This window comes from Micromonospora sp. WMMA2032 (assembly GCF_002688545.1).
Lineage (GTDB): Bacteria > Actinomycetota > Actinomycetes > Mycobacteriales > Micromonosporaceae > Micromonospora > Micromonospora sediminicola.
The window spans coordinates 2,313,724-2,328,648 of record NZ_CP024052.1 but is presented as its reverse complement, the minus strand read 5'-3'; the positions used below and the strand labels follow the sequence as shown (position 1 = coordinate 2,328,648).

Below are 14,925 nucleotides of genomic sequence, written 5' to 3'. Positions count from 1 at the left end.
GGTGGGTGACGCTCAGGAGGCATACGAGGCGTTCGCCGCGTTCGTCCGGGAACGAGAGTCCGACACCTACACCATCACTGACGAACCGGCGAGGCAGAGTCTGATACTCAAGCCCGGGCAGGGGGTGATCTCCCGGATCGAGGATGGGCACCCACCTCGGTCGGAACACCTCCGGGAGGACAGGGGCAACCGCTACCTTTCGGGCGCGATGCTGTTCTTCGAGAACGGATACGCCGGCCTCGACCACTTCGGCCAGTGGCTCTCCGACCTCTCCGACCTCGACGCGTCACCGGAGGCCCGCGGCGCCGCCCGCGCTGCCATGATCACGACGGAAGCCGCGGCGATGGACGAGGTGTTCCGGATCTGGGCGGATTCGGGCTACGTCGACCCGACCGACCAGTTCTACATCTTCTTCGACTCGCACGGTCTCGACGAAGACCGTGCGGAACGGGCCGAACTGCTCCAGCTGATCGAGTTCCTCGGTCTCGAACGGGTCGACGCCCCGGCCGGGGCCACCGGCGGCGAGGTCTGGGTCCGCGCCGAACCACGCCTCGACGCCGAATGCGCCCGGTGGGCGTGAACGGATCATGAGGAACATCGTCTTCACGCGCGGCAGCGGCTGGATTCCGAAGGTGATCCACGAGGACGGCCAGCTGAAGCTGATGCTCGCCGCCGGCGCCGACGCCAACCATGAACCTCGCGAGTTCACCGTCCCGATCTCCGAGGCCCATCTTGCGGTGATCCGCGAGGACCTGGCCCGGCACCTGCTGCTGTGGAGCGCGGTCCTTCCGCTGTGCGACGCCGCCGGGACCCGCGGCCGGCTCGACGAGGACGCTGCGGTCGCCCTGTTGGACCCGGTCCTGCTCGCCGCGCCGGCGGACGTCGACGCGCTGTTCCGGCGTATCCCGTGGGACCGGAGTCGGCCGGTGGCCCATGGCGCCGACATCGCTCTGCTGGAGCGCGGTCAGGTCTGCCAGGCGATGCGCGCGGCGACCGAGGGATCGAACGAGAGACGTGCCCAGGAACATCACGCGAACCGCCGTCGCGCCGCGCACGGCACGGTCCTCGGGCCGCTCGACGCGGCGATCCTGAGATACACGGGCCAGTACCTGCACGGCGCGACGGTGCCACGGCGGATGCCCGATGCCGTCGACCCCGCACTGCTGCCCCAGGTCATGCGTGTGATCGCCTCGGCGGAGCGGGCGTGCGCCGGGATGCGGATCGGCCTCGATCCGAGGCGGGGACACCGGGTGACGGACAAGCGCGACTGGGATCGGATGGCGGCGACGGTCGACGCGGCCGTGCGCCGGGCACATCCCGAACTCGTCGACGACGTGGTGCGTACGGTGAGCTTTCTGATGTGCTCGGAGGCCGCGGACCGCTCCAGGAGCATCCCGGCGGACGACCCCGAGGACCACACCGACGTCGGTGACGGCGCCAAGACGGCCCTGACGTTCACCGACGACAAGGGCGGCGAGCAGAAGTGGCGACGAGACGGCCCGCGCACCGCCTCCGGCGAGTTCTGGGAGTTCGTCGCCGACCGCTCCGCCGGCGACAACGAGGTGTTCACCATCGAGGACGAGGAGATGGGTGAGGGGATCCAGCTGCACTTCTACGCGGACTCCGTCGCCCGGATCACGACCGTGCGATCCGGAGAGGCCGGGTCGGATCCGCAGTACCAGGTCGAGTACAGCCTGGTCGACGGGATCGGCGGATACCGGAACATGGTGAGCGCCTTCGTCCGCGGCGGCTGCGCCGCGCTCGACCGGCACGGGCCCTGGATGTCGGACGTCGCCGAGTTCGAGCGCGTGCGTCGTCGGCGCGACGCCCGTTAGCCCCGGAGACCGGCCGTCGCCACCAGCACACCCCCACCGCCCGCCGGTGGGGCACTAGGCTACGGCCCTGACGCCGCGAGCCATTGGGGGAGAACGACATGTCGCAGGGGCGAGCCGACCAGCCCGTCGAGGAGTTGGCCTCCAAGCTGGACACGACGGTGCCCCACTCGGCGCGGGTGTGGAACTACTGGCTCGGCGGCAAGGACAACTTCGCTCCGGACCGGGCCGTCGGCGACCAGGTCCGGGCGGTCTTCCCCGAGATCGTGGAGGCGGCGCAATACTCGCGGGCGTTCCTGCGCCGCGCGGTGACGTACCTCGCCGGCGAGGCGGGGGTCCGCCAGTTCCTCGACGTCGGCACCGGTCTGCCCACGGCCGACAACACCCACCAGGTCGCTCAGGGAATCACGCCGCAGGCGCGCATCGTGTACGTCGACAACGACCCGATGGTCCTCACCCATGCCCGGGTGTTGCTGACCAGCAGCCAGGAAGGCGCCACGCGGTACGTCGACGCCGACCTGCGCGACCCGGAGAAGATCGTCCAGGGCGCCTCCGAGACGCTGGACTTCGGCGAGCCGATCGCGTTGATGATGCTCGGTGTCATGGGCCACGTGCGCGAACCGGCCGAGGCGCGGGCCATCGTCGGCGCCCTGGTCTCCACCCTGCCGTCCGGCAGCTTCCTGGCGATGTCCGACGGCACGGCCACCAGCGAGCGGGTGATCGAGTCGCACCGGCAGTACAACGAGAGCGGCGCCGTGCCGTACCACCTGCGTGAGGTGGCCGACTTCGCGGCGTTCTTCGACGGCCTCGACCTCGTCGAGCCGGGTGTCGTTCCGCTCGGCCGGTGGCGACCGGAGAGCGAGCCGACCGCCGTCGTGGACGGCTACTGCGGGGTCGCCCGCAAGCCGTGACCGCAGAGGACTGCTTCACGCCGCCGCGGCAGTCCATATCCAGCGTTCGGTGGTAAAGCCGGTCCGCGATGATGTGGTGCCTGGAATGTGGGACACCCACACCCCAGGCACCACGATGATCAGAATCCGCCGCAGTACCGGGAGGCGGCGAAGTACGCGGCTCCCGCCCAGTTGTACGGGTCGACGCGGAACGAGTAGTAGCTCTCGCCCGCCTTCGCGCGGTTGAACACCGCCTTGCCGCCGTTCTTGCCGGTGTAGGTGACCACGTCCGCTTCTGGATACGAGGAGTCGGTGAGGCTCAACCGGTTGTCTGCCGTCTTCCAGGTGTTGAGTCCGACCACGCCGTCGGCGGAGAGGCCATAGCGAGACTGGAACTGCTTCGTGGCCGTCTCGGTGCCCGGCCCGAACTGGCAGTCGATGCCGCTCTTGCTGATGAGTCCCTCGGCGTACAGAATCCACTGCCACAGCGCGGTCGCATTGGTGTAGGCGTAGCTCCCACCGCGCTTGAGAGTGCCTTCGTCCCCGAAGTCGTCGGTGACGGTGCTGGCTCCCGAGATGTAGCCGTAGGAGACGGAGGCATGGGCCGCTGGGGTGTGGATCAAGCCACTGGCCAGGACCGCGGTGACAGCGGCTGCCAGCAGCCGAATACTCCTTGGACGAATGGCGGTAAGAACGCTCACGTAAACATCCCCTCGTGACGTATAGCGTGTGGCGGAGGTTATCGCATCCGCCGAAGGCGTGGGGGGCAGCTTTTTCGCCACAGCATGGATACCACTGATATGCCCTATTGGCACGAGTTGATGTTTATTGTTCATGGCGGGGGTCGGCAAGCGGCGACCAGGGTCCTCCTCTCGTCGGAGGCGAACGCAAGGGGGCGTCACATCGATTCGCCAACCGGCCCGGGCAACGGTCGAGCGGATCACCTCCGGCGGTCAGCTCGCCGGGGCGGGGGCGACCGGCTGCCGGAGGATGGTGCGCTGCCTGTCGGGTGCGACCCTGCGGAAGTCGCTGAGATAGATCTCGTGGTGCTTCCCGGTCATGCGGAGCCGGTTGCCGGGGACGTACTCGTGGTGCAGTCGGTCGAGCACCTCGGCCTCGTCGTCGAAGGACCCGACGTGCAGCGTCTGCACGCACCGCCCCTCGGACAGCGTTTCGAGGCGGACGTCGTCGAGGCGGGCCGGTGGGTTCTTGGCGCCGGCCTGCTCGACGGCGTCGGTGACCATCTGTGGCGCGATCCAGTCGGGGACCATCAGCATCAGCGTCCAGTTCCACTGTGACTTCCGCTGTGCGGTGGTGAACGACGTCATGTCCTCGGCCCACCACAGACCCTCCAGGGGCGGGACGACGTAGTCACGCCCGAGGGCACGCCTGCTGGCGAACTTCAGTTTGTACGCCGTCGGGTAGAGCGCCTCGATCGCCTCGGTGAAGGCGGGTGACGTGTTGGGGTCGCCGTGGCCGTCGATCATGAGGTAGCGCATGTCGGGCACTTCGACCAGCCGGAACCGGCCCTGCGGCGCGCGGTAGGCGTCGAGTGTCTTCTTGAAGTCGATCTTCTCAGCGGTCGGGTTCGTCATCGGGTACCTGGACTCGGTGGGCGAGCCACTGCCTCTCTGCCTGCATCAGGCTCAGGGAGTAGGAGAAGACCTCGCGGGCCGCGCGCGGGAGGGAGCCTTGCGCGTGCTGCGCCGCGCGGACCGCGGCGATCCGGCCGTCGAGCTGCGTCAGCCGGGTGCGCAGCGCCTGCTCGTACTGCTGCGGGGTGAGCAGGGCCAGGTTGGCGACGCCGACCAGCAGGGGCTGCGGGTGCGGGCGTGCCTCGGCGATGACCGCCAGCGTGTTCTGCGCGGCGACCCGGCGGCCCTCGTCGGTGGGGTGGAAGACGCGGCGGGACCTGGCGGCGGCCGGTGCCTCCGGGACGTGGAGCAGGCCGCGCTGTTCCAGCTTGGCGAGCAGGTAGTAGATCGAGGAGAACCCGATGTCGGCCCACTGCCGGATGCCCCGCTGCTCGATGACCCGCTCCAGGTCGTAGCCGTGCTGCGGCCGTTCGACCACCAGGCCCAGGACGGTCAGCTCGGCGGGGGTCAGCTCCACCCCAATACTCTAGCACTGGAATAGTGGCTCGCGTGGCCCTCCTGGGCAGGCGAGGGGCGTCGTCCGGAGTGGACGGGGACGGAGGCGTCGGCCGACGTCGTCAGTCAGTCGGTCGGGCGGCTCACGATGTCCCGCACGGTGAGGAAGTCGGCGGTGTGGTCGGTCTGGGGCCCCGACGAGGTGAAGCTCACCACGCCGACCGTTTCCCGGTCGGCCCAGCCGCACGTGGTCAGGTAACTGCCGTCCTCGGTTCGTCCGCGCCCACAGCGTGCCTCACCTCCGAGTGCGCCGGCATCGACGGCGGTGACCTTGGTGATGCGGTACGGCCTGAGCGCCCTTTCCAGGACGCCGGCCGGATCGCCGATCGTTCCGGACGCTCCGCTGACGAAGACGATGTCCCCATCGGCCGTGCCGTCCTCGTAGGCCTCGCCGATCGCGCTGGTCGCCTGGCCGACCTCGCGCTTGAGCTGCTCCAACTGCTGGATGGCGGCGCCGTACAGACCCCTGCTCGTCGTCTTGGGGAGACCGAGGAGCGTGGTCGGCGCGGACAGCTTCCGGGAGGGCGAGGCGCTCGCCGAGGCCGGTGGAGCGGAAGCCGACGACGCGACGTCCGTACCGGGCGCCGGCGACGTGCAGGCGGCGGCCAGCAGGAGCACGGCGGCGAGCAGGGAGGCGGTCACGCCGGCGGCGCGCGCCGTCCCGGTTCGGTGAGTCGTCACGATGGCGCCCCTCTCGAAAGGTGATCAAGGCGGAGCCTAGACGAGTGAGTCGGTCGACATCGGAGCGGTAGAGGACACGGAGGCCGAGGCTGTCCGCGCGGCAGCCACCGGCCCCGACGGGCCGGCGCACCCCGAGGACTAGACGTCGGCCCGGTCGACGGTCTCCCCCCGCCGCAGCTCGGTGTGCGCCTCGGCGAGGAACCGGTCCCGGTCGTCCCCGTGGGCGACCGCCGCGTTGTAGAAGGCGTCGATCGCGGCGGCCAGCGGGTCGTCGTCGGCCAAGGCGGTCAGGGCGGGCAGCGCGGCGGCCTGCTGGAGCATCTCGGTGACACCCTGTGCGCCGAACGTCTTCGGGTTCGGGCGCAGCGGGACGGTGGTGCGGGGCGCCTCGGGGTCGGACAGCATGCGCCGGAACGCGGCGGCGCCGTGCTGCTCGGTGAAGGCCGGGGGGAGCGGACGGCCGGCGTCGGCGGCGGCGAGCGCGTCGGCGATCCAGTCGAGCTGCTCCAGCCCGGCAACCCGCATCGCGTGCCGGGCCGCCCAGCAGGCCGCCTCCCGCTGACCGGCGGCGGGCAGCGCGTCGAGGCGGTCGAGCAACCGGCGGTCGATCCGCGCCAGGGGTTGCGCCCGGGCGGCGAGGCCGCGGAGACGACCCGTCGGCGGCGGGCCACCCCACCGCTCGGCCTCCTGCGCGGCCCGGAACCGGCGGTGCTTCTCGGCGCGCGCGGTCGCCTCGGCGGCCCGCGCCCGCAGCGTCTCGACCCACGGGTACGTCCCGTCGCCGTCGAGCAGGTGGTCCCAGATCAGGCCGAGGGCGGCGGCGTGCCGGCCCCGCACTCCCTCGTGCCGCAGCGTCACCCCGTCGGGGCCGGTCGTCAGCCGTACGGTGGTGGGCTCGTCGTCCGGCAACGTGGTCAGCGGTTCGGGGAAGATCGGCTCTTCGGCGCTCGCCCACGACCAGCGGAGGGTCTCCGCGTCGATCCGCTCCAGGCGCACCTCCAGGTCACCGACGGGGAGCACGCCGACCGGCAGGTCCACCGGGCCGGGCCGGTGGCGGACCACCGTCACCCGGGCCAGGCCGGTGTCGTCCTCGTAGGGGTCGGGTGGGAGCGGGGGCAGGATCGCCGGCCGGGTGGAGGGGCGCGGCACCAGGGACAGCATCGCCCACTCGGCGGCCTTCGCCGGCTTCTGCTCCCAGCCGCGCGCGCCGGGGTCGGCCCGCACGGTGCGCCACGGCGTCTCCTCGCCGACCGCCCAGACGTGCAGTTCGTGCTGCTCGGGCGGGTCGTCGTCGGTGCGTACCGTCTCGTGCAGGCGGTGGCGGGCGTGTATGCGCACCCGGATCAGCCCGCGCGGAACGGCGACGTCGACGAGGGCGTCCGCGACACCGCCCATCAGGCCGACGACCGACAACCGGCCGCTCGGGCTCCAGAGCGTTGCCTCACTGACCGCGTCCCAACCGGAGTCGACAAGCGTCGGCGGCCCGGACCGGACACGCAGGCGTGCCTCGATCGGTGCGGTGTGGACGCCGCAGAAGCCGGTGACCTGATGCGGCCCGCCCACGTGCAGGAGGTCGTCGCCGACGGTGTAGATCGGCGTACCGGGCGCACCCGGCACGGTGATCACCTGGTACTGGCAGTAGTCGACGTGCAGTCGCGCCCAGGCGGTCATGCGGCGAGCTGCCGCAGCACGGTGGGGTCGGTGATCGAGTCGTCGGCGGCGAGCATGATCGCCTTCGACAGGATCGTCGACAGCATCGGATCGTCCTCGAACGGCAGGTGCAGCCGCCCGGTCCCCCCGCGCGCGGGGACGATGCACAGGTAGGCGTCGTTCGGCTCCATCATGATGTTGCCCGAGCCGAGGTGGATCCGGTAGCCGCGCAGGTTCCCGCGTACGTGCAGGTAGCGGTCGGCGAGGGTGACCCGGCCGGCGATGGCCATGCGGGGGAGCAGTCGGGCCAGGGCGTCCCGGCGCACCTGCGCCGACGGGGTCAGCTCCCCGACGACGGTGCGGTGCCAGTAGTCCCGGAACCGGTCCGCGCCGCGGTCGGCCCACTGCGGGTCGGTGGCGATCGAGGTGACGCCGACGAACAGGTCCACGTCCCGCATCGCCTCGGTGAACACCAGCGGCGGTACGTCCGTGACCGGTGCGGCATGCCAGGTCGTGCCGTCGTGGCGGGCGAAGCGCACCTGGTCGGTGGAGCAGTGGTGCACGTCGTAGTCGCGCGGATCGTCGGTGTCGACCAGCTGGTGGTGGAAGGACGCCCGCCACGCGCCGCCGCTGAAGAGCTTCGTGGCCTCGCTGTCGTAGCCGCCGTCCCACGTGCCCAGGTAGCCGGCCTGCCAGCCGCGGGCGCGCATGAGCGCGTTCGCCTGGCGGTAGCGCAGGATGTGCGCGGCGAACCGGTTGGAGTAGGCGCTCGTCCGTTCCTCGGCCGGCGTGAGCAGGTAGACCTCGCGGAAGGCCTGCTTGAACGGCTGCGTCAGGCCGGTCGCGAGCACCCGTTCGCGCCAGGCCAGCGTCTCGTCCACTCCGGCGCGGACGGGATGCCACAGCCGGACGCGGTCCCCGCGCGCCGGCCGCCCGTCGAGACCGACGATCGCCCACCCGTCGTCGTCCTGGCGGGGCACACCCGCCGACCAGTCACTCCCGTCGGTGCTGGTCTCCCAGATCAGCCGCCGCCCGTACGTCCCGGTGATCGGGTGGTCCAGGAACCGGGACACCCAGTCCGGGTGGGCCCAGGTGCGATCCTCGGACAGCAGTGCCTCGACCCGCTGCCGCTCGGCGGTCAGCGTCGCGTTGACGCCCTTCACCAGGTCGCGCAGCTGCTTCAGCTCGTCGGCGTGGGTCTCCTTGACCGCCGCCGGGACGCCCCTGAGCGCGGTGCCGCTGCGGGCGAAGGTCAGGCGCGCCTTCTCGCCCTCGACCCGCACCATTGCCTCGTACGGGCCGACCTGGACGCGCCGGCTCCCGTCGGGGTCCAGCCCGTGGTCGTCGACGGCGAGTTCCATCACCTCGCTCAGCGACCATCCCCGCAGGGCGCCGAGGCCGGCCAGCGCGGTCTGCACCCGGGCGCGCACCGCCTTGTTCTTCACGGTCGCCGCGAGCCGCGCCAGGGTCCGCACCGGCGCCTCACCGTCGCGCCCCGCGAGCAGGTGCACGGCCGCGATCGCGGTGCGCTGGGCGTGCGGGAACCCGGACGCCTGGCGGGGTGCGGCCGAGGCGGCGGCGGTGACCGCGGCCAGCAGATCCGTGGCCGCCTCGTCCGACTCCCGCGACAGCGCCCAGACCAGGCCACGGAGGAGGCGGTCCGAGTCGTCGTGCACGGACCGCCCGTGGGCGGCGAACGCCTCCAGGATCGCGCGGACCGCCCCGCTCCCGTCGGTCGCGGTGCTGAGGTGCTGGTCGAGGACGCGGAGCCATCGCGCCGACGCCGCCGGCTTGTCCAGCGAGGCGCAGTGCGCCAGCAGCTCGGGCACGCCCGGCGCGGCGATGACGTCGCCCAGGCCGGCACGCACGAGCGGGCCGAACTCGTCCCCGTGGTGCAGCAACCAGGACGGCACGCGACAACCGGTGGCGCGGTCGAGCGCCTCCCCGATCAGCGTGACGACCCGGCGTCGAGGGCCTGCCGCCGGGTAGTGGCGCGCGGTGAGGTCGTCGAACAGGGCCGAGAGCGCCGGCACCAGATCGGCCAGGTCGGCGGGGGCCAGGTGCGCGGCGATCGTCGCCGGCAGCTCCAGGTCGGCGCCGTCGTCATAGCCGTGCCCCCGGCCGGCGACCTCCAGGCACCACAGCAGATCCGCCCGGGTCCAGTCGGGCCCGCCCTCTGCGAGATTCCGCAGGACGTCGTTCAGCGCCGTCGGAGTCGAGCCGGTCGCCGCCTCCAGGTGCATGGCCAGCGCGGCGCGGCGGCGACGCTCGGCCGACCACGACTCGGTGACGGCCCACTCCGATGTGCGGGTCACCGACGCTCCCCAGTAGTAGGTGGCCGTCCTCCGGAGCACCGCCCGGATCCGGGCATCCGCGTCGACCAGGCCGGTCTCCACCGTCCGGCGGTCCGCCGCGCTCAGCGCGGGAAGCAGCCGTGACCAGCGGGCCACCTCAGCCACCCACCAGGGGAACGAGCCGCACGAAGGCCACCTCGGGATCCGCGCGCAGGTCGATCTCCTCGTCCAGGTCCTCGACCTGGCGGTCACCGAGCAGCAGCACGAAGCCGTTGCGGGCGAAGGCGGCGCAGGCCGCGTCCGCCTGACGTTCCCAGTCCAGCCGCCGGCCCCGGCCGACCCGGTAGCCGTTCAACGTCGTCTCCGCGTCGGTCGGACGCACCAAGCCCCGGAAAAGGTCGGCCTGGGCGGCGTTGAACCGCGCGACCTCCTCGCGGACGCGCAACCGCACCAGCTCCCGCGCGGAGATGCGCTCCGGCAGGCCGGTCAACGGCCACTGGTCGATCGCCCTGCCCGTCGCTGTCTCGTCCCGAACCGTCACCGTGGCCATCGCGCCGTGCTCCTCGCCCTGGGGTGAGCGGGATCATGGCACGCGGGTCCGACGAAAACGTCCGGTCAGCCGCCCGGGCAGCGGGTGTCGCCGCCGCTGTGTTCCACGCAGTGCCCGGGCGGGCCGGGCGTCGTCGCCGGGGCCGGATCGAGGTCCCGGCCGGCGAGCACGGCGAACGGTACGGCGGGCACGGCGATCACGACGGTCAGCACCAGGAAGACGACCGCGGTGCGGACCAGCCGCAGGTGGTAGGCGACGAGCGCGATGAGGGCCGGCCCGGCGGTCGCCACCAGCGCGCCGACCAGCAGGGCCAGGCTCGCCCGGCGCTGAAGGGCCTGGAACTCGCCGGGCTGGTCGCCGTAGCTGACGCTCCACTGCTCCAGGCCGATGCCCACCCACCACACGGCCGTCGCGATCAGCGCGCACACCCAGAGCAGGACCAGGAACGCCACGACCGGGCCACCCCGTCGGCCCGTGCCGACCGCTTCCGAGGACATGCGGTCCAGCCTGGACGGTCCGGGTGCGACGGGCATGAGTCGGCGTACTCAGGACCGTCGGGCGAGGAAGCGCAGATACGCCAGCCGGTCGAACGGGTTGCCGTCGGTGCGGGGCCGGCACGGCGGGTCGCCGGACACCGGCCGGTCGCCGCCGGACGTCGACGACCACAGTCCTTCCCCGCGGGACAGGTCCGGCAGCCGCCGCTGCGCCTCCGGTTCGAGCCGGGCCGGCAGCACCCCGCCGATCCGCCAGCCGGCCGCGGTCTCCTCGGCGCCGTCGACCCGGGCGCTGAGCCGACCCAGGTACGACGTGACCGGGCCGAGCCGGTCGGCCGGCACCTCCGCCTCGAACCGGCGGCACGGCTCGAAGACCCGGGTGCCGGCCTCGGCCAGCGCCTGCATCAGGACGTACGGCGCCAGGTCCCGGAAGTGCCCGGCCGTGGTGATCGGCGACCAGTAGCCGCTGTGCGTGAGGGTGACCCGGACGTCGGTGACCGGCCAGCCGTACCGGCCCTGGTCGAGGGCGGCCCGGGTGGCCTCCTCGATGGCCTTGTGGAACGACAGCGGCAGCGAGCCGAGTTCCACCTCCAGCCGGTAGTCGACCCCGGCGCCCGGCTCGACCCGGAAGCCGACGGTGCCGAAGAAGCCGTTTCCGATGATCTCCACCGCCGTTCCGGTGCCGGTGGGCCGCTCGACGTGCACGATCCGGCCCGGTTCGAACTCCGCCTCGATCCCGTACGTCTCGGCCAGCGTGGCCGCCAGCACCTCGCGCTGCACCTCGCCGTAGAGGAGCACGCTCGTGCCGCCCTCCGGGGCCACCCGGGTGCGCAGGAACGGGTCGGTGTCCGCGAGGTCCAGCAGCGCGGCGTGCAGTGCCACCGACCGGGCCGGGTCACGGGGTCGGACCACCGCCTCCAGGGTGGGCGCGGGGAAGTGCGACCGGCCGTCCAGGCCGGTCGGGCTGCCGAGCTGGTCGCCGAGGCGTACCCCGGTCAGGCCGGTGACCCGGGCGATGTGCCCGGCGGTCAGCGTGGCCGGCCCCGTGTGGTCGGCGGTCGCGCCGGCCACGTCGAGCCGGGTGATCCGGGCGCGGGTCGCGGTGGTCCGGCCGTCCGGCTCCCGGCGGTACGCGACGACGCGCTGCCGCGCCCGCAGCTGCCCGCCGTAGGAGCGCAGGTAGGCCACCCGCTCACCGCCCGCGTCGCGTTCCACCGCGAAGACCCGGGCCCGCGGCGCGGGCTCGGCCGGCGGGGACGCGGGGAGCAGGGACACGACGGCGTCCAACAGTTCCGGTACGCCGGCGCCGGACAGCGCCGAGCCGAACAGCAGCGGGTGGACGAGCCCGGCTGCCGTCTGCGCCCGCAGCGCCTCGTCGATCCGGTCCTTCCCGGGCGGCAGGTCGTCCACCAGGGCGGCCAGCAGCTCGTCGTCGTGGTCGGCGAGGACCTCGGCGACGCGGTCGGCGTACCCCGGATCGTCGGGCCGGACGGTCGCCCCGGGGGTGCCGGGCGCGCGGACCGTGCCCAGCGGGGCGACGGCCGGGGTGAGCAGCCGGCGCACGTCCGCGACCAGCTCGTCGGTGCGCGCGCCCACCCGGTCGATCTTGTTCACGAAGATCAGTGTGGGCAGCCGGAGTGACCGGAGGATCCGCATGAGCCGCCGGCTGTGCGGCTGCACCCCCTCCACGGCCGACAGCACCAGCACGGCCGCGTCGAGCACCCCGAGCGCGCGTTCGACCTCCGCGACGAAGTCGCTGTGGCCTGGGGTGTCGAGCAGGTTGACCTGGCGGTCGCGTACCCGGAAGGGGGCGACCGCGCTGCGGATGGTGATGCCCCGGCGACGTTCGATCTCGCCGGTGTCGGTCCGGGTCGTGCCGGCGTCGACGCTGCCGAGCCGGTCGACGGCGCCGGTGGCGTGCAGCAGGCGTTCGGTCAGGCTGGTCTTACCGGCGTCGACATGGGCGACGATGCCGAGGTTGACGGTCTGCATGGGTCGACGGGTCCTCGAAAGCTCGCGTCCGGATGGGCGGGAAGGTTTCGAGTCCTCGCATCGCCGTGCTCCCGTCGGTCGGTTCGGCCCGTCTCCGGGTCAGGCTGGCACGGTCGGACGCCGCCGGTCCACCGAAATAGCCGACCGCTTGATTCGATAGGCGACGGTAAATAGATTGTCGGTGGGCGCCGCCGACGCCCGGGTGACCGGGCCGTCGGCGGCTGACAGGTCCACCCCGAGCCGGGCACGTCGGTCGTACGCACCGACCAGTCGCCGTGGCGCATCGCCGCGCCGCACCCAGGGCACGTCGTCGCACCGCGTCCCCGCCGGACGCGCGCCGCCGCGCCGCCTCCGCCCGCTCGACGCAGAAGGACTTCCCATGACGATTCTCCGCGCCCGCCCCGCCCCGACCCTGGCGGTCGTCGCCGCACTGGCCGCCGCCGTGGCCGCGACCGGAACGGCGGTGCTCACCGGCCCGGCCTCGGCCGCGCAGGGCTGCCGGGTCGACTACACCCCAACCGGTGGCCCGGCGGATTCACCGCCACCGTCAAGGTCTCCCCGGGCGACACCGCCGTCTCCGGGTGGACCGTCACCTGGACGTACGCCGGGGACGACCGGGTCACCAACGGCTGGAACGCCACGGTCAGCCAGTCCGGCGCCACGGTCACCGCCCGCAACCTGTCCTACAACGGCAGCATCCCGGCCGGCGGCTCCACCGAGTTCGGCGTGCAGGGCACCTACGGCACCGGCGGCGGCACGCCGACCGGGTTCGCCCTCAACGGCGTGGCCTGCAACGGCGTCGGGCCCACGCCGACCGGAGCGCCCACCACGACGGTGCCCACCACCGCCCCGCCCACCACGGCCCCGCCCACCAGCGCGCCGCCCACGACCGTCCCGCCCACGACCGAGCCGCCCCCGCCGCCGACCGGGTGCGCCGGGGCGGTGCTCTGCGACGGCTTCGAGACCCAGACCGGCTCGACGCCGTCCGGCGACTGGACCGTGGTCAACCCGGACTGCTCCGGCGCCGGCACGGCCACCGTCGACACGAGCACCACGCACAGCGGCAGCCGGGCGATCCGGATCACCGGCGCCGCCGGATACTGCAACCACGTCTTCATCCGGTCGACGCGGAACCTCGTCGGCCTGGGCAACGTGCGCTACGGCCGGATCTGGGTCCGGCACACCACCGCCCAACCCACCGACCACACCACGATGATCGCGATGACCGACGCCGCCGACGGCAACAAGGACCTGCGGATGGGCGGCCAGAACGGGGCCCTGCAGTGGAACCGCGCGTCCGACGACGCGACGCTGCCCGAGCAGAGCCCGGCCGGGGTGGCGCAGAGCGTCCCGCTGCCCACCAACCGGTGGGCCTGCCTGGAGTTCATGGTGGACGGCGCGGCCGGGCAGCTCCGTACCTGGCTGGACGGGGCCGCCGTCACCGGGCTGACCGCCGACGGCGTGCCGACGCACGACATCGACGGCCAGTGGTACAACCGCACGTGGCGACCGCAGCTCACCGACCTGAAGCTGGGCTGGGAGAGCTACGGCGGCGGGGCCGACACCCTCTGGTACGACGACGTCGCGGTCGGGTCCAGCCGGATCGGCTGCTGACGCCGGGAGGGAAGCCTCAGCGGAAGACCTGTTCCCAGAGTCGCGCGTCAGCCCGGTCGTACCAGCGCGTGAAGCCACACGCCCAGGCGACCGGGTCGCGCAGCCGGGCACTGCCCCAGCGGTCCTCGCCGGAGACGAGGAGCCGCGAGCCGATCGTGTAGCCGTTGCCGGATTCGGAGGCGCGCTCGTCGGGCGGGAACATCGCGACGGTGGTCCGATCTCCCTGCCCACCCCGATACCAGCGGGTGACGGCGAAGGTCACCGACACGTACGGGTCGGATCCGTCGCCGTCGGCCGGCCGATCGGCGACGCCGAGCACGGTGCCGTCGAAGGCGAATGCGCGGCCCGCCAGGGTCGCCCGGCTGTAGGCCTCAAGGCATGAGGTCGCCACACCGGGCACGAACGCGTCACCCTGCCGGGCCGGAGCCGGCGCCTGCTGGGTCGACCGGGACGGGCCGGACGTCGCCAGCGGCGCTCGGCCGTCGGGGCCGGTCAGGCCACTCCATGCGAGAACCCCCACGGACACGACGACGACGCTCGCCGCGACGGCCACCGGGCCGACGAGGCGCCGAGCCCGGGCGCGGGGGACTGGTGGCCGGTCGTCGACACCCATCCGGCTGATCTTGTCGAACATGGCCTGCTTGGCTTCTTCGTCGGTGAGCAGCGCGGATCGGTCGCTGTCGAGACGGGTCGCCTGCCGGACGTACTCGTCCAGGCGCTCGCGTCTGCGCGTCATCGGGAACCCTCCTGTCCGCCGAGGGCGGTCGGCCTCGACACC

Annotated in this window: 14 protein-coding genes; 4 read left to right on the top strand and 10 right to left on the bottom strand. The window is 72.8% G+C overall.

What is annotated here, in order from left to right:
• The first annotated feature begins 208 nt into the window (after window positions 1-208).
• The 3 genes from CO540_RS30875 to CO540_RS10045 all read left to right on the top strand — a co-directional run bounded on the left by CO540_RS30875 (window position 209) and on the right by CO540_RS10045 (window position 2,743).
• Window positions 209-580 carry a hypothetical protein gene (locus tag CO540_RS30875; RefSeq protein WP_253866595.1) on the top strand — a complete coding sequence of 124 codons (372 nt, stop codon included), beginning with the start codon at window positions 209-211 and terminating at the stop codon, window positions 578-580.
• Window positions 581-587: 7 nt separating this feature from the next.
• A complete protein-coding gene (locus tag CO540_RS10050) occupies window positions 588-1,835 on the top strand; it encodes a DUF6357 family protein (protein ID WP_099161839.1) in 1,248 nt (415 codons plus the stop codon).
• A gap of 98 nt (window positions 1,836-1,933) precedes the next feature.
• On the top strand, window positions 1,934-2,743 hold the full coding sequence (locus CO540_RS10045; protein ID WP_099161838.1) for an SAM-dependent methyltransferase: 810 nt from the start codon (window positions 1,934-1,936) through the stop codon (window positions 2,741-2,743).
• Window positions 2,744-2,862: 119 nt separating this feature from the next.
• Here CO540_RS10045 and CO540_RS10040 read toward each other — a convergent pair whose 3' ends face one another.
• The 9 genes from CO540_RS10040 to CO540_RS09995 all read right to left on the bottom strand — a co-directional run bounded on the left by CO540_RS10040 (window position 2,863) and on the right by CO540_RS09995 (window position 12,533).
• Window positions 2,863-3,423: a peptidoglycan-binding protein gene (locus tag CO540_RS10040; RefSeq protein ID WP_157779099.1), complete on the bottom strand. Its 561-nt coding sequence runs from the start codon at window positions 3,421-3,423 to the stop codon at window positions 2,863-2,865.
• A gap of 252 nt (window positions 3,424-3,675) precedes the next feature.
• Complete coding sequence (locus tag CO540_RS10035) at window positions 3,676-4,317, bottom strand: GyrI-like domain-containing protein (RefSeq protein ID WP_099161836.1); 642 nt, start codon at window positions 4,315-4,317, stop codon at window positions 3,676-3,678.
• Window positions 4,298-4,834 (bottom strand): PadR family transcriptional regulator, encoded by a 537-nt coding sequence (locus tag CO540_RS10030; RefSeq protein ID WP_099161835.1) that lies wholly within the window; start codon window positions 4,832-4,834, stop codon window positions 4,298-4,300. The genes CO540_RS10035 and CO540_RS10030 overlap by 20 nt, the downstream gene beginning before the upstream one ends.
• A gap of 104 nt (window positions 4,835-4,938) precedes the next feature.
• Window positions 4,939-5,490 (bottom strand): hypothetical protein, encoded by a 552-nt coding sequence (locus CO540_RS10025; RefSeq protein WP_157779098.1) that lies wholly within the window; start codon window positions 5,488-5,490, stop codon window positions 4,939-4,941.
• A gap of 201 nt (window positions 5,491-5,691) precedes the next feature.
• On the bottom strand, window positions 5,692-7,224 hold the full coding sequence (locus CO540_RS10015) for a hypothetical protein (protein ID WP_099161832.1): 1,533 nt from the start codon (window positions 7,222-7,224) through the stop codon (window positions 5,692-5,694).
• Entirely contained in the window at window positions 7,221-9,653 is a 2,433-nt protein-coding gene (locus tag CO540_RS10010; protein ID WP_099161831.1) for a DUF4132 domain-containing protein, read from the bottom strand. The genes CO540_RS10015 and CO540_RS10010 overlap by 4 nt, the downstream gene beginning before the upstream one ends.
• A gap of 1 nt (window position 9,654) precedes the next feature.
• On the bottom strand, window positions 9,655-10,047 hold the full coding sequence (locus CO540_RS10005; RefSeq protein ID WP_099161830.1) for a hypothetical protein: 393 nt from the start codon (window positions 10,045-10,047) through the stop codon (window positions 9,655-9,657).
• A gap of 65 nt (window positions 10,048-10,112) precedes the next feature.
• Window positions 10,113-10,544 carry a hypothetical protein gene (locus CO540_RS10000; protein ID WP_099161829.1) on the bottom strand — a complete coding sequence of 144 codons (432 nt, stop codon included), beginning with the start codon at window positions 10,542-10,544 and terminating at the stop codon, window positions 10,113-10,115.
• A gap of 48 nt (window positions 10,545-10,592) precedes the next feature.
• Window positions 10,593-12,533, bottom strand: coding sequence for a GTP-binding protein (locus CO540_RS09995; RefSeq protein WP_099161828.1), 1,941 nt, complete (start codon window positions 12,531-12,533; stop codon window positions 10,593-10,595).
• Window positions 12,534-12,815: 282 nt separating this feature from the next.
• Between CO540_RS09995 and CO540_RS09990 the strand changes: the two genes are divergently transcribed.
• Entirely contained in the window at window positions 12,816-14,147 is a 1,332-nt protein-coding gene (locus CO540_RS09990) for a cellulose binding domain-containing protein (protein ID WP_371682296.1), read from the top strand.
• Between the two features lie 16 nt (window positions 14,148-14,163).
• Here CO540_RS09990 and CO540_RS09985 read toward each other — a convergent pair whose 3' ends face one another.
• Entirely contained in the window at window positions 14,164-14,883 is a 720-nt protein-coding gene (locus CO540_RS09985; RefSeq protein WP_099161827.1) for a hypothetical protein, read from the bottom strand.
• Window positions 14,884-14,925 lie beyond the last annotated feature (42 nt).